Origin of the sequence: Aeromicrobium phoceense (assembly GCF_013868155.1) — a bacterium.
Lineage (GTDB): Bacteria > Actinomycetota > Actinomycetes > Propionibacteriales > Nocardioidaceae > Aeromicrobium > Aeromicrobium phoceense.
On the sequence record NZ_JACEOG010000001.1, the window covers coordinates 1,906,991 to 1,928,349 of the forward strand.

The following is a 21,359-nucleotide window of genomic DNA, read 5'->3' on the forward strand; positions in this document are numbered from 1 at the left end:
CGCTAGACTGGACTGTGGTGATTCGTACGTGCGTCGGCTGTCGTCAGCGTGCGGAGAAGTCCACCCTGGTGAGAGTCGTCGCCGGCCGGAGCCCCGCGGGAAGCACCGTGGAGCCCGACCCAGACGGATCTCGGCCGGGCCGCGGTGCGCATCTGCACCCCGCGGAACGGTGCCTGCAACTCGCTCTTGACCGGCGAGCGTTCGTCAGGGCCCTTCGTCTCGAAGGTCCCCTAGACACCGACGCCGTCGCCGCTTGGGTGCGAGCCGAGGCCCACAGCAGAGCCTGACCACTGTGGCACCGACCGGTGCCGCTCGAAACGGAAATCGGAGCACACGCTCATGAGCACTCGATGAGTACTGCGCAATGAAGATGCACCGCGCAATGAGCCTGTACGTCAACAACTGATCCGTGCCTCCTTCGGGGCCGGATCCCTGAAGGAGAAGAGTGGCTGTCAGAGTCCACGAGCTCGCACGCGAGCTCGGTGTCGAGAGCAAGGTCGTCCTGTCCACCCTCAAGGAGATGGGCGAGTACGTGAAGTCGGCGTCCTCCACCGTCGAGGCGCCTGTCGTGCGCCGTCTGAAGGAGGAGCACGGCGACCGCCTGCGCGAGCAGGGCGCCAAGAAGGGTGCCAAGAAGGCCCCCGCCAAGCCGGCGGCGCCGAAGGCACCCCAGAAGACCCCCGAGTCCACGTCCGCCGAGGTCGCCGCATCGCCGGCCGCCCCGTCGGCCCCACCGCGCCGAGGCCGGGTCCGGCCCAGGCGCCCACCCCCGAGGCTCCGGCCCCGGCTCCCCAGGTCGTCGAGGCTCCCGCCCCGGCAGCGCCTGAGGCACCGGCGCCCGAGGCTCCCGCCGCGGCGGCTCCCGCGCCGACGCGTACCCCGGGCCCGCGCCCGGGTCCCGCTCCGGCGCCGGCTCCCCGTCCGGGCCAGGCCGGCGGCCTGCCCACCGGCGGCGGTCCCCGTCCCGGTCCGCGCACGCCTGCCGCGCGTCCGGGCAACAACCCGTTCTCGTCCAAGCAGGGCATGCAGCAGGACCGCGCACCGCGGCCGCCTGCCGCACGTGAGGGCGGTGCCCCGGCACGTCCGGGCATGCCTCGCCCCAACCCCGCGATGATGCCCAAGCAGTCGTCGGTCGGTCCCGCGCGCCCCGGTGCGCGTCCCGGTCCCGGCGGTCGCGCCGGCGGTCCCGGTCGTCCCGGCGGCGGTGGCCGTCCCGGTGGCGGCGGTGGCGCCGGTGGCGCTGCGCGTCCCGGTGGCTTCAGCGGCCCTCCCGGTGGCGGTCGCCCCGGTGGCGGCGGTCCCGGTCGCAACCAGCGCGGCGGCACCCAGGGTGCCTTCGGTCGCGCCGGTGGTCCGGTGCGCCGTGGTCGCAAGAGCAAGCGCGCGAAGCGTCAGGAATTCGACCAGATGCAGGCGCCGTCGATCGGCGGCGTGCGCGTCCGCAAGGGCGACGGCCAGATCGTGCGCCTGGCGCGCGGCGCCTCGCTGACCGACTTCGCCGACAAGGTCGGCGTCGACGCGGCATCGCTCGTCCAGGTGCTGTTCCACATGGGCGAGATGGTGACCGCGACGCAGTCGGTCAACGACGAGACGCTGCAGCTGCTCGGTGAGGAGCTGAACTACGACGTCCAGGTCGTCTCGCCCGAGGACGAGGACCGCGAGCTGCTCGAGTCCTTCTCGCTGGAGTTCGGCGAGGACGAGGGCGACGAGGAGGATCTCGCGGCCCGCCCGCCGGTCGTCACCGTCATGGGTCACGTCGACCACGGCAAGACGAAGCTGCTCGACGCCCTGCGCAAGGCCAACGTGGCGGCCAAGGAGGCCGGCGGCATCACGCAGTCGATCGGCGCCTACCAGGTCGCCACCGAGGTCGACGGCAACGAGCGTCGCATCACCTTCATCGACACCCCGGGCCACGAGGCGTTCACCGCCATGCGTGCCCGTGGTGCCCAGGCGACCGACATCGCGATCCTCGTGGTCGCGGCCGACGACGGCGTCATGCCCCAGACGGTCGAGGCGCTCAACCACGCCAAGGCCGCCGGTGTGCCGATCGTCGTCGCGGTCAACAAGATCGACAAGGAAGGCGCCGACTCGACCAAGGTCCGCGGTCAGCTGACCGAGTACGGCCTGGTGCCCGAGGAGTACGGCGGCGACACGATGTTCGTCGACGTCTCGGCCAAGGCCGAGCTGGGCCTCGACGCCCTGCTCGAGTCGATCGTGCTCACCGCGGACGCGGAGCTCGACCTGCGCGCCAACCCGAACCAGCGGGCCGAGGGCCTCGCGATCGAGGCTCACCTCGACCGCGGTCGTGGCCCCGTGGCCACCGTGCTGGTCCAGCGCGGCACGCTGCGCGTCGGCGACTCGCTCGTCGCCGGTCCGGCCTTCGGCCGTGTCCGCGCGATGCTCGACGAGTTCGGCGACAACATCGAGGAGGCGACCCCGTCGCGTCCGGCGCTGGTGCTCGGCCTGACGGCCGTGCCCGGTGCGGGTGACAACTTCATGGTGGTCGAGGACGACCGCATCGCCCGTCAGATCGCCGAGAAGCGCGAGGCGCGCGAGCGCAACGCCCTGCTGGCGAAGCGCTCGGGTCGTCGCACGCTCGAGGACTTCATGTCCTCGATGGAGAAGGGCGAGGCCGACGAGCTGCTGCTCATCCTCAAGGGCGACGGCGCTGGTTCGGTCGAGGCCCTCGAGGACTCGCTGGCCGGCATCGACATCGGCGACGAGGTCTCGCTGCGGGTCATCGACCGTGGTGTCGGTGCGATCACCGAGACCGACGTCAACCTGGCGGCGGCCTCCAACGCGGTCATCATCGGCTACAACGTCCGCCCGCAGGGCAAGGCGACGGAGCTGGCCGACCGCGAGGGTGTCGAGATCAAGTACTACTCGGTCATCTACCAGGCGATCGACGAGATCGAGGCGGCCCTCAAGGGCATGCTCAAGCCGATCTACGAGGAGCAGCAGCTCGGTACCGCCGAGATCCGCGACATCTTCCGCTCGAGCAAGGTCAAGGGCGGCAACATCGCGGGCTGCATGGTCACCAGCGGCTCCATCCGGCGCAATGCGAAGGTTCGCATCGTGCGGGACGGCTCGGTCGTGGCCGACAACCTCGACGTCCTGTCGCTGCGCCGTGAGAAGGACGACGCGTCCGAGGTCCGCGAGGGCTTCGAGTGCGGTGTCGTGGTCTCGTACTCCGACATCAAGGTCGGGGACACCATCGAGGCCTTCGAGCTGGTCGAGAAGAAGCGGGACTGACCGTGGCAAGCCCTCGTCAGGCCAAGAAGTCCGATCGCATCAAGGAGATCGTGGCGACGATGCTCGAGCGGCGGGTCAAGGACCCGCGGCTCGGCTTCGTCACCATCACGGACGTGCGACTGACCGGTGACGGTCAGCACGCGTCGATCTTCTACACCGTGATGGGCGACGACCGCTCCCGGGAGGACACCGCCGCGGCGCTGGTCAGCGCCACGGGCCTGATCCGCTCCGAGGTCGGCAAGCAGCTCGGGGCGCGACACACGCCGTCCCTGGAGTTCTTCCTGGACTCCGTCCCCGAGACGGCGCGCGAGATCGAGGACCTGCTGGCCAAGGCTCGCGAGTCCGATGCGCGCGTCGCCGAGGCGGCCCAGGGCGCCGCGTACGCCGGCGAGCCCGAGCCGTACAAGCAGCGCGAGGACGAGGACGAGTCCACTGAGCAGTGAGGTTCCGGGGTCGCGGCACGCCGACTCGCAGCAACGCGAGCGGCGAGCCGCGACCACGGCCTCGGGCCTGGTCGTCGTCGACAAGCCGATCGACTGGACCTCGCACGACGTGGTCGCGCGCACGCGCCGGCTCGCCGGCACGCGCAAGGTCGGCCACGCCGGCACCCTCGATCCCATGGCCACGGGCGTGCTCGTGCTCGGGGTCAATCGCGCCACCCGGCTGCTCGGCCACGTGGCGGGCGCCGACAAGGAGTACCTCGCCACCATCGCGCTGGGTGCCACGACCGTCACGGACGACGCCCAGGGCGACGAGACGTCGGTGGCCGATGCGTCGGCCGTCACCGCCGACGACGTCCTGCGCGAGATCGCGCCGCTGACCGGAGCGATCGAGCAGGTGCCCTCGGCCGTCTCGGCCATCAAGGTCGACGGCAAGCGTGCCTACGCGCGCGTGCGGTCGGGCGAGGAGGTCCAGCTCAAGGCACGCGCCGTGACGGTGGAGACCTTCGAGCTGACCGGGTTCGAGCCCGGCGAGCGCGCCGTCGCCCACGTGCGCGTGGTGTGCTCGAGCGGCACGTACGTGCGTGCCCTCGCGCGTGACCTCGGTCGCGCGCTGGGCGTCGGCGGACACCTCACCAGCCTGCGCCGCACGCGCGTGGGCGGCTTCGGCCTCGACCAGGCCCGCACCCTCGACCAGCTGGCCGAGTCGTTCGACATGGTCGGACTCGACGACGCCGCGCGGGCCGCGTTTCCCGGCCTGGACCTCGACGAGGACCAGGCCCGCGACGTGCGGTTCGGCCGCGCCCTCCCGGCGGTCGCCCTCCCGGCCGAGGGCCCGGTGGCGATGTTCGCCCCCGACGGATCCTTCCTCGCGCTGTACGAGGCGGCCGGCGCCGGCGCGCGCCCTGTCGCCGTCTTCGTCTGAGACCACCTAGGCTGAGCGCCATGCGCTTCCGGTCGTCACCCCCACGCGGCCTGTTCCGCCGCTTCCTGATCGGCAGCCTGTTGGTGCAGCTGGGTGCCGTCGTCTCGCTGATGACCGCCACCTCCATCCGCAAGCGGATGCGTGGCAAGGGCACCGAGCCGCTTCCGCGGATCGAGGCCGAGCACTTCACGATCGGCGGCGGCAACGAGGTGCAGGTGTACGTCTCGGGGGAGGCGCTGTACGACGACATGCTCGCCGCGATCGCCGGCGCGCACCGGCGGATCCTGCTGGAGTCCTACATCATCAAGGGCGACGAGATGGGCCGCCGGTTCCGTCGTGCCCTGCGCGACGCGGCCGACCGCGGCGTCGAGGTCTGCGTGATCTACGACGGCTTCGCCAACCTCGTGGTGCCGCCCGCGTTCTTCCGGTTCGGCCACGGCGTGCACATGATGCGCTACCCGATCCTGCCGCACCGGCTGGCGTTCTTCAGCCCGCGCGCCTGGGGCCGCAACCACCGCAAGATCCTCGTGGTCGACGACGCCATCGGGTTCGTCGGGGGCTACAACATCGGCAGCCTCTACGCCGACGAGTGGCGCGACACCCACGTCGCGGTCACCGGTCCGGCGGTGTGGGACCTGGAGAACGCGTTCATCGACTTCTGGAACGACGTGCGTCCGCACGAGTCGATGACGCCCCTCTCCGAGTCCACCTGGGACCCGCACGTGCGCGCTCACCGCAACGTGCCCCGGCAGCTGATCTACCCGATCCGCGGGATGTACCTCGAGGCGATCGACCGGGCGACGAAGTCCATCGAGATCACGCAGGCGTACTTCATCCCTGACAAGAACATCCTGCAAGGACTCGTCGACGCCAGCCGTCGTGGCGTGCAGGTGCGCATCCTCGTCCCGAAGGTCTCGAACCACGTCGTCGCCGACTTCGTCGCGCGCGGCTACTTCGGCCAGCTGCTCGACGCGGGGGTGGAGATCCTGCGCTACAGCGACCACATGGTGCACGCGAAGACGATGACGGTCGATGGCGAGTGGTCGACCATCGGCACTGCCAACATCGACCGTCTGAGCCTGACGGGGAACTACGAGATCAACCTCGAGATCCTCGACGACGGGCTCGCGGAGGGCATGAGCCGCATCTTCGAGCGCGACGCCCAGAGCGCCCAGGTCCTCGACGTCCAGGCCTGGCGCGACCGGCCCACGATCGCCCGGCTCTACGAGCGCCTCCTCAGCCCGTGGCGGCCGCTGGTCTGACGCCGGCGCCGGCGCAGTCGGCGTGCCGGGGGAGTGGGCGTGGCCGTTTTCGCCCGGAATCTCGGGTGTGACGCAGGGCACCCCCACCCCGGTTTGCCCTCGCTGGGATCGTATGGGTAGTGTTCTTCTTGTTGCGCCGAACAGCGCAGCGGAGCGCAGACCGAAGCGGTTAACGCCAGGAACTTCCTCTGGGAGGTCCGGAAACTGGCCGCGGGAAAACGTAGCGCGCATCGTGACCGACCCGGGTTTGACCTGGTGAAAACGGCGATGTAAATTGGAGCCTCCGCATGGATCCGGGAACGGTGATGTGTGTGATGTGCGTCTGATCCTTGAGAACTCAACAGTGTGCCAAAAGTCGACGAATTAATTAGTAGTACCCCGGCGGCGACGAAGGATGATGGGCCTTAGTTCGGTTCATGGTCGCGCGTTGCCGCAGGGACAATTCCGACAACAATGACTGTCCAGCAGTCAAAACTTGTCAGGAATCAGCTTTTCTAGATGTTGACCATGCCTTTGGGTGTGGGAGATTTTCAACGGAGAGTTTGATCCTGGCTCAGGACGAACGCTGGCGGCGTGCTTAACACATGCAAGTCGAGCGGTAAGGCTCCTTCGGGAGTACACGAGCGGCGAACGGGTGAGTAACACGTGAGTAACCTGCCCCATTCTTCGGAATAACCAGTGGAAACGCTGGCTAATGCCGAATACGACCACCGAAGGCATCTTCTGGTGGTGGAAAGCTCCGGCGGAATGGGATGGACTCGCGGCCTATCAGCTTGTTGGTGAGGTAATGGCTCACCAAGGCGACGACGGGTAGCCGGCCTGAGAGGGTGACCGGCCACACTGGGACTGAGACACGGCCCAGACTCCTACGGGAGGCAGCAGTGGGGAATATTGGACAATGGGCGAAAGCCTGATCCAGCAACGCCGCGTGAGGGATGACGGCCTTCGGGTTGTAAACCTCTTTCAGCAGGGACGAAGCGAAAGTGACGGTACCTGCAGAAGAAGGACCGGCCAACTACGTGCCAGCAGCCGCGGTAATACGTAGGGTCCGAGCGTTGTCCGGAATTATTGGGCGTAAAGGGCTCGTAGGCGGTTTGTCACGTCGGAAGTGAAAACTCAGGGCTCAACCCTGAGCGTGCTTACGATACGGGCAAACTAGAGGTATGCAGGGGAGAACGGAATTCCTGGTGTAGCGGTGGAATGCGCAGATATCAGGAGGAACACCGGTGGCGAAGGCGGTTCTCTGGGCATTACCTGACGCTGAGGAGCGAAAGCATGGGGAGCGAACAGGATTAGATACCCTGGTAGTCCATGCCGTAAACGTTGGGCGCTAGGTGTGGGGACCTTCCACGGTCTCCGTGCCGCAGCTAACGCATTAAGCGCCCCGCCTGGGGAGTACGGCCGCAAGGCTAAAACTCAAAGGAATTGACGGGGGCCCGCACAAGCGGCGGAGCATGCTGATTAATTCGATGCAACGCGAAGAACCTTACCTGGGTTTGACATATGCCGGAAAGCCGTAGAGATACGGCCCCCCTTGTGGTCGGTATACAGGTGGTGCATGGCTGTCGTCAGCTCGTGTCGTGAGATGTTGGGTTAAGTCCCGCAACGAGCGCAACCCTCGTCCTATGTTGCCAGCACGTCATGGTGGGGACTCATAGGAGACTGCCGGGGTCAACTCGGAGGAAGGTGGGGATGACGTCAAGTCTTCATGCCCCTTATGTCCAGGGCTTCAAGCATGCTACAATGGCCGGTACAAAGGGCTGCGAAACCGCGAGGTGGAGCGAATCCCAAAAAGCCGGTCTCAGTTCGGATTGGGGTCTGCAACTCGACCCCATGAAGTCGGAGTCGCTAGTAATCGCAGATCAGCAACGCTGCGGTGAATACGTTCCCGGGCCTTGTACACACCGCCCGTCACGTCATGAAAGTCGGCAACACCCGAAGCCGGTGGCCCAACCCTTGTGGAGGGAGCCGTCGAAGGTGGGGCTGGCGATTGGGACGAAGTCGTAACAAGGTAGCCGTACCGGAAGGTGCGGCTGGATCACCTCCTTTCTAAGGAGCACTCGATAAGAGACTGGGCCCTAGGGTCCAGGCGGATCGTTCGTCAGCACACGTCTGACGCGGTCCAGCTCACTAGTGGACGTCGACTATTTGGCTTGTCGCCGGCGGATGACCGTCAGTACTGCTCCTTCGGGAGCGTGGAAACTCGGTCGGACACGGTGACAACTCAGGCACACTGTTGGGTCCTGAGGGATCAGCATCTTGATGTTGGATTCCTCGGACCGTACACCCCCTCGAACCACTCGATCCCTTGGGATGGAGCAGGCGTGGATTTGAGTACGGGACCGATCGTATTTTGAGAACTTCACAGTGGACGCGAGCATCTTTGTAGTAACAACAAGCTACTAAGTGCACATGGTGGATGCCTTGGCATCGAGAGCCGATGAAGGACGTTGGAGTCTGCGAAAAGCCCCGGGGAGTTGACAACCGAGCTGTGATCCGGGGATGTCCGAATGGGGAAACCCACTCAGAGGAAAGTCTGAGTACCTGCGCCTGAACACATAGGGCGTTTGGAGGGAACGTGGGGAAGTGAAACATCTCAGTACCCACAGGAAGAGAAAACAACAGTGATTCCGGTAGTAGTGGCGAGCGAAACCGGAAGAGGCTAAACCTTGGATGTGTGATAGCCGGCAGGCGTTGCATCCAGGGGGTTGTGGGACCGCACCGATTGTTCTGCCGAGCAGTCAAAGAGTCATAAACCATGAGTGAAGGTGAAGCCGACTGGAAAGTCGCGACACAGAGGGTGAGATCCCCGTAACCGTAAGCTCATGGCTCTTGTGCGTCATCCCGAGTAACACCGAACCCCTGAAATTCGGTGTGAATCTGGCGGGACCACCCGCTAAGCCTAAATACTCCTCGATGACCGATAGCGGACAAGTACCGTGAGGGAAAGGTGAAAAGTACCCCGGGAGGGGAGTGAAATAGTACCTGAAACCATGTGCATACAATCCGTTGGAGCGGTTCTTCGGAACTGTGACAGCGTGCCTTTTGAAGAATGAGCCTGCGAGTTAGCGTTGTGTAGCAAGGTTAAGGCGAGTGCCGTAGCCGTAGCGAAAGCGAGTCCGAATAGGGCGCTTGAGTTGCACGATCTAGACCCGAAGCGGAGTGATCTATCCATGGCCAGGTTGAAGCGCGGGTAAGACCGCGTGGAGGACCGAACCCACCTAGGTTAAAAACTGGGGGGATGAGCTGTGGATAGGGGTGAAAGGCCAATCAAACTCCGTGATAGCTGGTTCTCCCCGAAATGCATTTAGGTGCAGCGTCACGCGTTTCTTACCGGAGGTAGAGCACTGGATGGGCTAGGGGGCCTACAAGCTTACTGAACTCAACCAAACTCCGAATGCCGGTAAGTGAGAGCGTGGCAGTGAGACTGCGGGGGATAAGCTCCGTAGTCGAGAGGGAAACAGCCCAGACCATCAGCTAAGGTCCCAAAGCGATTGCTAAGTGGAAAAGGATGTGGAGTCGCAGAGACAACCAGGAGGTTGGCTTAGAAGCAGCCACCCTTGAAAGAGTGCGTAATAGCTCACTGGTCAAGTAATTCCGCGCCGACAATTTAGCGGGGCTCAAGCAATCCACCGAAGCTATGGGATTCACACATGAGGTAGGCCTTCGTGGTCCAGCCGTGTGGATCGGTAGGGGAGCGTCGTGTCGCGAGCGAAGCGGCGGGGTAACCCAGCCGTGGATGCGACACGAGTGAGAATGCAGGCATGAGTAGCGAATGAGGAGTGAGAAACTCCTCCACCGAATGACCAAGGGTTCCAGGGTCAAGCTAATCTTCCCTGGGTAAGTCGGGACCTAAGGCGAGGCCGACAGGCGTAGTCGATGGACAACGGGTTGATATTCCCGTACCGGCGCTGAATCGCCCATGCTGAGTCCAGTGATGCTAAGTGCCCGAAACCTGACCTAACGTCTCTTCGGAGACAATGGTCAGGCGGAGCGCATGACCCGATCTGGTAGTAGGCAAGCGATGGTGTGACGCAGGAAGGTAGCTCATCCGTGGCGATGGTAGTCCACGGGTAAGGTCGTAGGACGAGTGATAGGCAAATCCGTCACTCATATGTCTGAGAGCCGATGCCACCCACTTAGTGGAGTGTGAGTGATCCTATGCTGCCGAGAAAAGCATCTAGCGAGATTCAGAGCCGCCCGTACCCCAAACCGACTCAGGTGGTCAAGTAGAGAATACTAAGGTGATCGAGAGAATCATGGTTAAGGAACTCGGCAAAATGCCCCCGTAACTTCGGGAGAAGGGGGGCCGGATGCGTTATCAGACTTGCTCTGAGAAGCGTTGAAGGCCGCAGAGACCAGGCCCAAGCGACTGTTTACTAAAAACACAGGTCCATGCTAAGTCGAAAGACGCCGTATATGGACTGACTCCTGCCCGGTGCTGGAAGGTTAAGGGGACGTGTTAGCGCAAGCGAAGCACAGAACTTAAGCCCCAGTAAACGGCGGTGGTAACTATAACCATCCTAAGGTAGCGAAATTCCTTGTCGGGTAAGTTCCGACCTGCACGAATGGAGTAACGACTTGGGCGCTGTCTCAACCATGAACTCGGCGAAATTGCACTACGAGTAAAGATGCTCGTTACGCGCGGCAGGACGGAAAGACCCCGGGACCTTTACTATAGTTTGGTATTGGTGTTTGGTTCGACTTGTGTAGGATAGGTGGGAGACTGTGAAGCTTGGACGCCAGTTCAGGTGGAGTCATCGTTGAAATACCACTCTGGTCGTACTAGATATCTAACCTAGGTCCGTTATCCGGATCAGGGACAGTGCCTGATGGGTAGTTTAACTGGGGCGGTTGCCTCCTAAAATGTAACGGAGGCGCTCAAAGGTTCCCTCAGCCTGGTTGGCAATCAGGTTTCGAGTGTAAGTGCACAAGGGAGCTTGACTGTGAGAGTGACAGCTCGAGCAGGGACGAAAGTCGGAACTAGTGATCCGGCGCTGGCATGTGGAAGCGGCGTCGCTCAACGGATAAAAGGTACCCCGGGGATAACAGGCTGATCTTCCCCAAGAGTCCATATCGACGGGATGGTTTGGCACCTCGATGTCGGCTCGTCGCATCCTGGGGCCGTAGCAGGTCCCAAGGGTTGGGCTGTTCGCCCATTAAAGCGGCACGCGAGCTGGGTTTAGAACGTCGTGAGACAGTTCGGTCCCTATCCGCCGCGCGCGTAGGAAACTTGAGAAAGGCTGCCCCTAGTACGAGAGGACCGGGGTGGACGAACCTCTGGTGTGCCAGTTGTTCTGCCAAGAGCACGGCTGGTTGGCTACGTTCGGAAGTGATAACCGCTGAAAGCATCTAAGCGGGAAGCATGTTTCAAGATGAGGTTTCCCACTGGTTAACCAGGTAAGGCCCCCAGCAGACCACTGGGTTGATAGGCCGGAAGTAGAAGTGTGGCAACACATGGAGCTGACCGGTACTAATAGGCCGAGGGCTTGTTTCTTACAAAGATCTACCGCGTCCACTGTGAGGTTCCCGAGATATGATCGGGAGCCAGGCAACACGAGATCGGCATGGCGCCGATGCTCGTCGCCACCAGGCTTGTTGATATCTCCATAGAGTTTCGGCGACCATGGCGAAGGGGAAACACCCGGTTACATTCCGAACCCGGAAGTTAAGCCCTTCAGCGCCGATGGTACTGCACTGGAGACGGTGTGGGAGAGTAGGACGTCGCCGGACAATCATTAGCGCGAGGCCGCTCCCTTTGGGAGCGGCCTTGCTGCATTTGTGCCCCCAACAGGGCATGCTCTCTTGTGGGAAGGGACCCATCATGGCCGATCATCGCAACTCCGGACCCCAGGGCCGCGGCAGCAACAACCGCGGCAACAGCAACCGCCCCAACAGCGGCAAGCCCACCAGCGGCGGCGGCAAGCCCAGCGGCAGTGGCGGCGGCAAGCCCGGACCCAAGTCCGGCCGGCCCACCAGCGCCGGCCGCGGCCGCCCAGACAGCGGCAGCCGCCCGAGCGGACGCTCCGGCGGCGCCCCGCGACGCGGCAACGACCGGCCCGACCGGCCCGACCGCGCCGGCCGCCCCCAGACCGGCGGCGACCGCACCGACGCCCAGAAGGTCTACGACGGCCCGCCGATCCCTGACGACGTCAGCGCCAAGGACCTGGACAAGTTCGCCCGCCAAGAGCTCCAGGGCCTGCCCGACAAGCTCGCCGAGAAGGTCGCCCGACACCTCGTGATGGCCGGCGTCCTGCTCCACGAGGACCCCGAGCTCGCCCACAAGCACGCCCTGGCCGCCCGAGCCCGCGCCATGCGCGTCGGCCTGGTCCGCGAAGCCACCGGCGAGACCGCCTACGCCTGCGGCAACTGGGCCGAAGCCCTCGCCGAGTTCCGCGCCGCCAAACGCATGACCGGCCGCCACAGCTACGCCCCCATGATGGCCGACGCCGAACGCGCCCTCAAACGCCCCGAAAAAGCCCTCGAATACGACCGACCCGACATCCGCGCCCACCTCGACGAAGCCGGCAACACCGAACTGTCCATCGTCATCGCCGGCGCCCGCCGCGACCTCGGACACCTCGACGCCGCCCTCCAAATCCTCGAATCCGAACCCCTCACCACCAAAGGCCGCGCCGACTGGGTCACCCGCCTGCGCTACGCCTACGCCGACACCCTCCTCGCCGCCGGCCGCACCGACGAAGCCATCACCTGGTTCCACCGCGTCGCCGGCACCGACGCCAACAACCTCACCGACGTCGAAGAACGACTCACCCAACTCGAAAGCTGAACATCCACAGAAGCACCCGCACAGGGCGGGCGCTTCATGAGAGTCCTCTCACGAACGCCTCACGGAGGCCTCACGAGCGGTCGCGAGAGTGAAGGCATCAACTCTCGAGGAGGACTCATGAAGAACAGTGTGCGTACGGGCATCGCGGCCCTGGCCGGAACCATCGCCCTCACCACCGGCGGTGTCGTCGTGGCCCAGGCGGCCGTCGGTGCTCCGTCCGACCCGGTGAAGCGCGAGGACACCAGCACCGGCGTCGTGACCACCGTGACCGACGACCCCACGCCGGATCCCGATCCGACCACGGGCCCCACGGACGACCCGACCCAGAACACCCTCAACACCCGGGTCTCGGCGCAGACCAAGGCCGGTGCCGCGGACGACCCGACGGCGAACACGGTGCAGTCGCGTCAGACGGTGCAGTCGCGGGCCAGCGCCCCGTCGCGCCAGACGGTGCAGACGCGCCCGAGCGCCCCGTCGCGTCAGACGGTCGCGTCGAAGCAGTCCGCCCAGACGCGCGGCACCAACTGATGTCGAACGACCTCGCGCCCGGCGCCCCGGCGGCAGAGCTGCCGCCGGGGCTGGTGGGTCTCTCCGAGCTCGGTGGGGGACTTCACCACGAGGTCTGGCTGGCCTACGACGAGTCGCGGCTGGCGCCGGTCGTGGTGAAGATCCTGCGCCCCGAGCTGGTCGGCGACGCCGACGCCGTGGGCGCGACACTGCGCGAGATCGACGTGCTGGCCCGGCTGGCGCACCCGTCGATCGTGCGCCTGTACGACTTCGATGACGCGGCCGAACGCCCTTACATGGTCCAGGAGCACCTCGACGGCCCCACGCTGTCGTCCCTCATCTTCCGCGACGGACCCGTGCAGCTCCACCAGCTGCTGCCGCTCGCCCTCGAGCTCGCCGGGAGCGTGCACTACCTGCACACGAACGGCCTGCTCCACCTGGACGTGAAGCCCAGCAACGTGATCATGGGCGCGCCGGCGAAGCTCATCGACCTCAGCCTCACGCTCGACCTCGACAGCGCCGCGGCGCTCGACTACCCGGTCGGCAGCGACGAGTACATGCCGCCGGAGCAGTGCGACCCGCTCGCCCACGGACCCATCGGCCCCGCCGCCGACGTGTGGTCGATCGGCGCGACCCTGTACCGCGCCGCGGTCGGCCACCGCGCCTGGCGCGCGAGTGACGAGGACCGCTGGCCCCAGCTGACGGCCCGCCCGAAGCCCATGCCCGACTTCGTGCCCGGGGCGATCCGCGACCTCGTGATGGACTGTCTCGCGTTCGACCCGGCCGCGCGGCCGACCACGCTCGACCTCGTCGAGCGGATCGAGCCGCTCATGGCGGCGCTGCCCACGGCGCGGCTCGCTGGCTTCAGCCTGCGTCGCTGACTCAGCCGGCCCGGTAGCCGACGCCACGCACCGTGGTGACGAGCTCCGGGCCGAGCTTCTTGCGCAGGTAGCCGACGTACACGTCGACGATGTTCGAGCCGGGGTCGAAGTCGTAGCCCCACACGTGCGACAGCAGCTGCTCGCGCGAGAGCGCCTGTCCGCGGTGGCGCAGCAGGACCTCGGCCAGCGCGAACTCGCGCGCCGACAGGTCCACCTCGCGGTCACCGACGAACGCGCGCCGGCTGCGCACGTCGAGCCGCACGTCGCCCGCGGCGAGGTCCTCGTTCACGACCGTCTGCCCCGTGGCGCGCAGCCGCAACCGCACCCGCGCGACGAGCTCGGCGAACCGGAAGGGCTTGCTCATGTAGTCGGCGGCGCCGCCCTCGAGCGCGGCGACCGTGTCGGTGACGGAGTCGCGGGCGGTCAGGACGATCACCGGCAGGGTGGAGCGCTCCGCGCGCAGCCGCTCGAGCACCGTGTAGCCGTCCATGCCGGGCAGGCCGATGTCGAGGACGATGAGGTCGAACTCGCCGCTGAGGGCGTAGTCGAGGCCCGTGATGCCGTCGGAGACGACGGTGGGCGTGAACCCCTCGGACCTCAGGCCCTTGGCGACGAACGAGGCGATGCGCTCCTCGTCCTCCACCACCAGGATCCGGCTCATGTCACCGATCCTCCTCCCTCGGCAGCCGGAGGCGGAACACGGCCCCCGAGCCGGCGGGGGAGTCGTCGAGGATCACGCGGCCGCCGTGCGCCTCCGCGATCGCGCTCACGATGGACAGTCCGAGGCCGAAGCCGTCGTGCGAGCTGGTCGTGGTGAAACGGTCGAAGATCTCCTCGCGCAGCTCGGGCGGCACACCGGGACCCGTGTCGGACACCCAGAACTCGACACTCGTGGGGGAGGACTTCGACCCGATGGTGATGAGGTCGCCCTCCTGCGTGTGACGCGCGGCGTTGTCGGCGAGCTGCAGGAGGGCCTGCGTGACCCGCTGCCCGTCGAGGAGCGCCTCACCCTGGGCGGACAGGTCGGTGCGCCAGTCGCGATCGGCCAGCGCCCGGCACCGTGCGGCGACCCCGTCGCCGAGGGTGGGCAGGTCGACCGGCTCGAGACGGATGAAGTCGGGGCGGCGCGCCTTGGCCAGCACCAGCAGCTCGTCGACGAGGCGGGACATGCGGTCGATCTCGTCGAGCAGCAGGGCCCGGGTCTCCTCGACGTCGGCCGGGTCGTCCGGCGCCATCACCTCGAGGTGCCCACGCAGGACGGTCAGGGGAGTGCGCAGCTCGTGGCCGGCGTCGTCGAGCATGCGGCGCTGCGTGGCGAAGGCCGCCTCCAGGCGGTCGAGCATCGCGTTGAACGTGATCTGCAGGTCGGTGAGGTCGTCGTGGCCGGTGACCTCCAGCCGCTCGTCGAGCGAGCCGGCACTGATGTCCCGGGCGGTGTCGCGCAGGAGGGTCAGCGGCCGGAGCAGGCGACCCGCGAGCCAGGACGACGCCGCCACGACGACGACCAGCGCGAGCAGGCCGACGAGCGCGTAGGTGATGAGCAGGTCGTTGAGCTGCTCCTGGGCCTGCGTGCGGTCGCGGCTCACCACGAGGGCCGCGGTGCGGTCGCCCTCCTGCACCGGGAGAACTCCCACGCGGTAGCGGGCGCCGGCAGCGTCGAAGGTGCGCAGGCCGCCTTTCACGCGGAGGTCCTCCACGAGCGCCGAGAAGCGCGGGGAGTCCAGCAGATTCCGGTCGGAGTCGCCGATGTACTTCGGCCCACCGGTGGTGGGGTACATCCAGACGATCTCGCCGTCGTCGGGCAGCGTGCGGGCGAGGAACGACTCGAGCTGCGCGTCGGCGCCCATGCCCGCGTCGGCCGCGGTGGCGGCGCGGAACTCGGCGAACTCCTGCGCGATCGCCGCGTCGATGCTCTGGTCGATGCGGCGGGATTCCACGACCCACATCGCGACGCCGGCGGCGAGCAGCGCGGCACCCACGAGCACCGCGATCGCGACGATCAGGCGGCTGCGGACGGAGAACGCGACGCGCGGCCGCCTCACCACGCCCGGCTCCGGCCGCGCGACTCAGTCGTCATCGCGGTCATCGCGGTCGTCGTCCTCACGGTCGTCGGGGGTGTCGTCGTCATCGTCATCGTCGTCGACGGACTTCGGGGTGGGCTTCACCTGGCTGGGCTCGGTGGGCGCCGGGGTGGTCGGCGGCGGCGCCGAGGGCTTCTCCGTGGCCGGGGTCTGCGTCGTGGCAGCGTCGGTCGGCGTGATGACGACCGGCACGACCGTTCCGTCGGTGCCCGACGCGGGCATCAGGCGCCCCGCCAGCACGGCGCCCAGCGCGAGGACCACCGCACCGAGCAGGCCGGCGAGCATGAGGGAGCGGGAGCGCATGGTCCCATTCTCCCGGTTCCGGGCCGGATCCGAATGAGCGCTCGATGAGAGTCCTGCTCAGCGGAACGCGGGCGCGCGCGGGGGAGGGTCGGCCGCGCCCTTGCGCAGCATCGGCAGCACCCGGGCCGGGACGAGCTCGGAGAGCACGATCACGCTGCTCGTGCGCGCGACCGACCCCGAGCCGCTGATGTGGAGCAGGGTGTCCTTCAGGTCCTCGTGCGAGGTCGCGGCGATCTTGCAGACGATGTCGGCGTCGCCGCTCGTGATGAACGCCTCCAGCACGTTCGGCAGCGACTCCAGCTCCTCGGTGACGTCGGCGATGGAGCCCTGAACGATCTGCAGCGTGACGAACGCCTGCACGGGGTGGCCGGCCGCGGCCAGGTCGATGTCGGGCGCGTAGCCCGTGATGACGCCGGCCTCCTCCATCTTGCGCAGCCGGGAGGCCACGGTGGCGCGGGCAACCCCCAGCAGGCGCGACAGCTCGAGGTCGCCGACGCGGGGATGGGTGTGCATCGCGTCGATGAGGGCGACGTCCAATCGGTCCAACATGTCCTGAGCGTAGCAATCTGCACAGCCAAGCACCCGGGTTCGCGCGGGAAATGGCAGGTCTGACCACCCCCGCGTGCACCGGTTGCCCAGTCGCCCAAATGAGTGTGTCCTGAGTCACATGAGCCTTGACCTCACCGATGCCGAGCGCCTCGCGCACCTCGACCTCGAGCAGCTCCAGCAGCTGGTCGGCCTGGTCGAGCACGACTCCTCCACCGACCCGTTCCCCGTGACGGGCTGGGACGCGATCGTGTGGAACGTCGGCAACGCGACGCAGTCCGCCCACTTCTTCATGTCGGCCTACGCGATGGACCTCGTCGCGTACTCCGGGCCCGAGACCGGCAACCGCGACCACCACGCGTACGTGCTCGCGAGCGGTGCCGTGCGGTTCGTGCTGAAGGGCGGCGTCGACCCCGACAGCCCCGTCATGGACCACCACCGCCGTCACGGCGACGGCATCGTCGACATCGCGCTCGAGGTGCCCGACGTGGACACCTGCGTGAACCAGGCGCGAGCCCAGGGCGCCACGATCCTCGAGGAGCCGCACGACGTCACCGACGAGCACGGGACGGTGCGGATGGCCGCCATCGCGACCTACGGCGAGACGAGGCACTCGCTCATCGACCGGAGCCGCTATTCCGGACCGTACCTGCCCGGCTACGTCGCGCGCTCGTCCACGATGAAGCGGCCCGAGGGCGCGCCGAAACGGATCTTCCAGGCGCTCGACCACGTCGTGGGCAACGTCGAGCTCGGTCGCATGGACGAGTGGGTCGACTTCTACCGCCGCGTCATGGGCTTCACGAACATGGCCGAGTTCGTCGGCGACGACATCGCCACCGAGTACAGCGCGCTCATGAGCAAGGTCGTGGCCAGCGGCAACCACCGGGTGAAGTTCCCGCTCAACGAGCCGGCGATCGCCAAGAAGAAGTCGCAGATCGACGAGTACCTGGAGTTCTACGGCGGCCCGGGCGCGCAGCACCTCGCGCTCGCCACGAACGACATCCTCGCCACCGTGGACTGGCTCCGCGACGCCGGCATCGAGTTCCTCGCGACGCCGGACTCCTACTACACCGACCCGGCCCTGCGCGAGCGCATCGGCGAGGTCCGGGTCCCGATCGAGGAACTGCAGCAGCGCGGCATCCTCGTCGACCGCGACGAGGACGGCTACCTGCTGCAGATCTTCACCAAGCCCATCGGCGACCGGCCGACCGTGTTCTTCGAGCTGATCGAGCGTCACGGGTCGCTGGGCTTCGGCAAGGGGAACTTCCAGGCGCTGTTCGAGGCGATCGAGCGCGAGCAGGCACGGCGAGGGAACTTCTAGGGAGTCCGCAGATGGCCCACTACCGCAGCGCCGGGCTCGTCCCGCCGAAGCGCCACACCCAGCACCGGGCTGCGGACGGCTCGCTGTACCGCGAGGAGCTGATGGGCGAGGAGGGCTTCAGCTCGGACTCGTCGCTGCTCTACCACGTGGGCGTGCCCTCGGCGATCGTCGAGGCGCGCACGTGGGACCTGCCCGACCAGGCCACGACGCCCAACGAGCCGCTGCTGCCGCGGCACCTCAGGCTGCACGACCTGTTCGCCGACGCCGATCGCGACCTGGTGCGGGGGCGACGGCTCGTGCTCGGCAACGGCGACGTGCGCATCTCCTACGCCGTCGGCGACCACGTCTCGCCGCTGTACCGCAACGCCACGGGCGACGAGTGCGTCTTCATCGAGTCCGGCAGCGGCGTGCTGGAGACGGTGTTCGGCCACCTGCCGTTCGGCCCGGGCGACTACCTGCTGGTGCCGCGCGCCACGACCCACCGCTGGGTCCCGGTCGGCGAGGTGAGGGCCTACTGCATCGAGGCGAACAGCCACATCGGCCCGCCGAAGCGGTACCTGTCGCGATTCGGGCAGCTGCTCGAGCACGCCCCGTACTGCGAGCGCGACCTGCGCGCACCGAGCAATCCGGAGGTGCGCGACGAGGGCGCGGTGGAGGTCTACGTGAAGCATCGGGGCTCCGGGCCGGCCGGTCTCTCCGGCACCGTGCACGTGGTGCCGCGCCACCCCTTCGACGTGGTCGGCTGGGACGGCTGCCTCTACCCCTACGCGTTCAACGTGCGCGACTTCGAGCCGATCACCGGGCGCGTGCACCAGCCGCCGCCCGTGCACCAGGTGTTCGAGGGGAACAACTTCGTCATCTGCAACTTCGTGCCGCGCAAGGTCGACTACCACCCGCTGGCCATCCCGGTGCCGTACTACCACTCGAACGTCGACTCCGACGAGATCATGTTCTACGTCGACGGCGACTACGAGGCGCGCAAGGGCTCGGGCATCGGCAAGGGCTCGATCTCGGTGCACCCGGGCGGTCACTCGCACGGTCCCCAGCCCTCGGCGATCGAGGCGAGCCTGGGCGCGGAGTCCTTCGACGAGCTCGCCGTCATGGTCGACACCTTCCGCCCGCTCGAGCTGGGCGAAGGCGGTCGGGCCGTCGACGACGGGGTCTACCACCTCTCGTGGGGGCGGGGATGACGGCGGCGGCCTTCGAGGCGCTGTTCGACGACGCGGCGATCTTCCCGCCGGGGAACGCGCCGGTGGACGTTGCGGTCAAGGACCACCTCGCCCGGGAGGTGACCCCGGACGCGGCGCACGTCGGGCCGCTCGTGTGCGACGTCTCGCGCCTGCCGGTGGTGCTCGACGCGGCGGTGCGGCCGGTGCGCGTCTCCGTCGTGGGCACCGTGGAGGAGCTGGCACCCGCCCTCCGAGGGCTGATGGGGTCGCCGGTCGAGCCCGTCGCCGCCGAGCTGCGCGGGCCGATCTCCCTGCTGCCCGACCTGCCGGTGCACTCGATCGCCGTCGAGATGCCGTGGGGAGCGGGGTTCCACGTGCCTCCGGGCGCCCTGCTGAAGCTGCGGTGCGGTGGTGGGTACGTGCCGACGGTGGAGGAGCTGGCCGGGGCGATCGTGCACTGCGTCGAGCACGGCAAGGCGTTCAAGCTGACAGCAGGACTGCACTCGGCGATCGCGCACGACGGCGCGCACGGCTTCGTCAACGTCATGGCCGCGGTCGTCGCGGCCACCCGGGGCCAGGACCCGGCGCCGGTGCTGACGTCCGCCGCGGAGGACCTCGACCTGGAGTCCCTCGGCGAGTCGCGACGCCTGTTCCGGTCGATCGGCACGTGCAGCATCGACGAGCCGCTGGCCGACCTGCGTGCGCTGGGGCTGCTGGGATGACCGAGTTCACCGCAGGCACGCTGCCGTACTGCAGCTTCACGGCGCCCGACCTCGACGGACCCCACGTGGGCGTCGGGGTGGGCACCCGCGTGCTCGACGTGACCGCGCTGGCCCCGCACGTGCTGCCGGACCACGCGCACCTGTTCACGTCCGGCACGCTCGACGAGCTCCTCGCAGCCGGACCGCAGGTGTGGGCGGCGGTGCGGTCGGCGCTGCTGGACCACGTCGCCCGATCGCCGGCGACCCGCCCCGCTGAGGAGGTGCGGCTGCTGCTGCCGTTCACCGTCGCCGACTACGTGGACTTCTACGCCTCGCGCCACCACGCGACGAACGTCGGCCGCATCTTCCGGCCCGACGGCGAGCCCCTCACGCCCACCTGGGACCCCCTGCCGATCGGCTACCACGGCAGGGCGGGGACCGTCGTCGTCTCCGGGACCCCCGTCCGGCGACCGTCCGGGCAGACGCGTACCGCCGACGGGACGATCGCCTTCGGCCCGAGCGCGAAGCTCGACATCGAGGCCGAGATCGGCTTCGTGGTCGGTGCCGGGTCCGAGCTCGGCGCGACGGTCGGCGTCGGCGCGTTCGAGCAGCACGTCTTCGGCGTCTGCGTCGTGAACGACTGGTCCGCCCGCGACATCCAGGCGTGGGAGTACGTGCCGCTCGGCCCGTTCCTGGGCAAGTCGTTCGCGACGTCGGTGTCGCCGTGGATCGTCCCCTGGGCCGCGCTGGCCGACGCCCGGATCGACCCGCCGGCCCCTCACGTCGACCTCCAGGAGTACCTGCGCCCCGCGGGCCACGGCCTCGACCTGGAGCTGACGGTGTCGATCAACGACACGGTCGTCTCGCGGCCGCCGTTCGCGACCATGGCCTGGACGCCGGCCCAGATGCTGGCCCACCTCACGGTCAACGGCGCCTCGCTGCGCCCCGGCGACCTGTTCGCGTCCGGCACGGTCAGCGGCCCGGAGCGCGACCAGGTCGGGTCGCTGCTGGAGCTGACCTGGAACGGCACCGAGCCACTGAAGCTGGAGGACGGGAGCGAGCGGTCGTTCCTGCTCGACGGGGACCGCGTCACCATCACGGCCGCGGCCCGCACCCACGACGGACGACTCGTGCCGCTGGGCGAGGTCGACGGAGTCGTGGCCTGACGGCCACGGGGAGGA

Annotated in this window: 15 protein-coding genes, 3 rRNA genes and 1 pseudogene; 15 read left to right on the plus strand and 4 right to left on the minus strand. The window is 67.4% G+C overall.

The features are described 5' to 3' along the window. Positions 1-17: 17 nt before the first annotated feature. The 11 genes and pseudogenes from H1W00_RS09250 (at position 18) to H1W00_RS09300 (ending at position 14,057) form a co-directional block, all read left to right on the plus strand. Positions 18-287, plus strand: coding sequence for a YlxR family protein (locus tag H1W00_RS09250; protein WP_286929777.1), 270 nt, complete (start codon positions 18-20; stop codon positions 285-287). A 158-nt stretch (positions 288-445) separates the two neighbouring features. Beyond that, positions 446-3,252, plus strand: a pseudogene (gene infB / locus H1W00_RS09255) (translation initiation factor IF-2). Further along, positions 3,249-3,695, plus strand: coding sequence for a 30S ribosome-binding factor RbfA (gene rbfA / locus H1W00_RS09260; protein WP_194956478.1), 447 nt, complete (start codon positions 3,249-3,251; stop codon positions 3,693-3,695). Before infB ends, rbfA begins: the two are co-directional and overlap by 4 nt. Before the next feature lie 67 nt (positions 3,696-3,762). Continuing rightward, the gene (truB, locus tag H1W00_RS09265; RefSeq protein WP_241733119.1) at positions 3,763-4,617 is read left to right on the plus strand and encodes a tRNA pseudouridine(55) synthase TruB; all 855 of its coding nucleotides are present in this window, start codon (positions 3,763-3,765) and stop codon (positions 4,615-4,617) included. Between the two features lie 20 nt (positions 4,618-4,637). Continuing rightward, the gene (locus tag H1W00_RS09270; RefSeq protein ID WP_181755442.1) at positions 4,638-5,879 is read left to right on the plus strand and encodes a phospholipase D-like domain-containing protein; all 1,242 of its coding nucleotides are present in this window, start codon (positions 4,638-4,640) and stop codon (positions 5,877-5,879) included. Between the two features lie 530 nt (positions 5,880-6,409). Continuing rightward, a 16S ribosomal RNA gene (locus H1W00_RS09275) occupies positions 6,410-7,928 on the plus strand. Positions 7,929-8,271: 343 nt separating this feature from the next. Continuing rightward, positions 8,272-11,376: ribosomal RNA gene (locus tag H1W00_RS09280) — 23S ribosomal RNA — on the plus strand. Positions 11,377-11,495: 119 nt separating this feature from the next. Beyond that, a 5S ribosomal RNA gene (rrf, locus tag H1W00_RS09285) occupies positions 11,496-11,612 on the plus strand. Together the 16S, 23S and 5S rRNA genes form the textbook arrangement of a ribosomal RNA operon. 91 nt (positions 11,613-11,703) lie before the next feature. Beyond that, entirely contained in the window at positions 11,704-12,669 is a 966-nt protein-coding gene (locus tag H1W00_RS16585; protein WP_181755443.1) for a tetratricopeptide repeat protein, read from the plus strand. 117 nt (positions 12,670-12,786) lie between these two features. After that, complete coding sequence (locus H1W00_RS09295) at positions 12,787-13,197, plus strand: hypothetical protein (RefSeq protein ID WP_078698439.1); 411 nt, start codon at positions 12,787-12,789, stop codon at positions 13,195-13,197. After that, positions 13,197-14,057, plus strand: a complete 861-nt coding sequence (locus tag H1W00_RS09300; protein ID WP_181755444.1) for a serine/threonine-protein kinase — start codon at positions 13,197-13,199, stop codon at positions 14,055-14,057. The genes H1W00_RS09295 and H1W00_RS09300 overlap by 1 nt, the downstream gene beginning before the upstream one ends. Position 14,058: 1 nt before the next feature. Here H1W00_RS09300 and H1W00_RS09305 read toward each other — a convergent pair whose 3' ends face one another. Genes H1W00_RS09305 through H1W00_RS09320 form a run of 4 tightly spaced genes read right to left on the minus strand, consistent with a single transcriptional unit; the run spans position 14,059 to position 16,990 of the window. Next, positions 14,059-14,718, minus strand: coding sequence for a response regulator transcription factor (locus H1W00_RS09305; RefSeq protein ID WP_181755445.1), 660 nt, complete (start codon positions 14,716-14,718; stop codon positions 14,059-14,061). A 1-nt stretch (position 14,719) separates the two neighbouring features. Further along, positions 14,720-16,102, minus strand: coding sequence for an ATP-binding protein (locus tag H1W00_RS09310; protein ID WP_181755446.1), 1,383 nt, complete (start codon positions 16,100-16,102; stop codon positions 14,720-14,722). 21 nt (positions 16,103-16,123) lie between these two features. Then, positions 16,124-16,441, minus strand: a complete 318-nt coding sequence (locus tag H1W00_RS09315; RefSeq protein WP_181755447.1) for a hypothetical protein — start codon at positions 16,439-16,441, stop codon at positions 16,124-16,126. Between the two features lie 57 nt (positions 16,442-16,498). Beyond that, on the minus strand, positions 16,499-16,990 hold the full coding sequence (locus H1W00_RS09320; protein WP_181755448.1) for an Lrp/AsnC family transcriptional regulator: 492 nt from the start codon (positions 16,988-16,990) through the stop codon (positions 16,499-16,501). A 118-nt stretch (positions 16,991-17,108) separates the two neighbouring features. On the opposite strand from H1W00_RS09320, the gene hppD reads away from it, so the two are divergent. From hppD to fahA, 4 genes are read left to right on the plus strand one after another with little or no spacing between them, the layout of a single operon-like run. Then, positions 17,109-18,308: a 4-hydroxyphenylpyruvate dioxygenase gene (hppD, locus tag H1W00_RS09325; RefSeq protein WP_181755449.1), complete on the plus strand. Its 1,200-nt coding sequence runs from the start codon at positions 17,109-17,111 to the stop codon at positions 18,306-18,308. An 11-nt stretch (positions 18,309-18,319) separates the two neighbouring features. Further along, on the plus strand, positions 18,320-19,498 hold the full coding sequence (locus tag H1W00_RS09330; RefSeq protein ID WP_181755450.1) for a homogentisate 1,2-dioxygenase: 1,179 nt from the start codon (positions 18,320-18,322) through the stop codon (positions 19,496-19,498). Then, positions 19,495-20,199, plus strand: a complete 705-nt coding sequence (locus H1W00_RS09335; protein WP_181755451.1) for a hypothetical protein — start codon at positions 19,495-19,497, stop codon at positions 20,197-20,199. Before H1W00_RS09330 ends, H1W00_RS09335 begins: the two co-directional genes overlap by 4 nt. Continuing rightward, positions 20,196-21,344 carry a fumarylacetoacetase gene (gene fahA / locus H1W00_RS09340; RefSeq protein ID WP_181755452.1) on the plus strand — a complete coding sequence of 383 codons (1,149 nt, stop codon included), beginning with the start codon at positions 20,196-20,198 and terminating at the stop codon, positions 21,342-21,344. The genes H1W00_RS09335 and fahA overlap by 4 nt, the downstream gene beginning before the upstream one ends. The last annotated feature ends 15 nt before the right edge of the window (positions 21,345-21,359 follow it).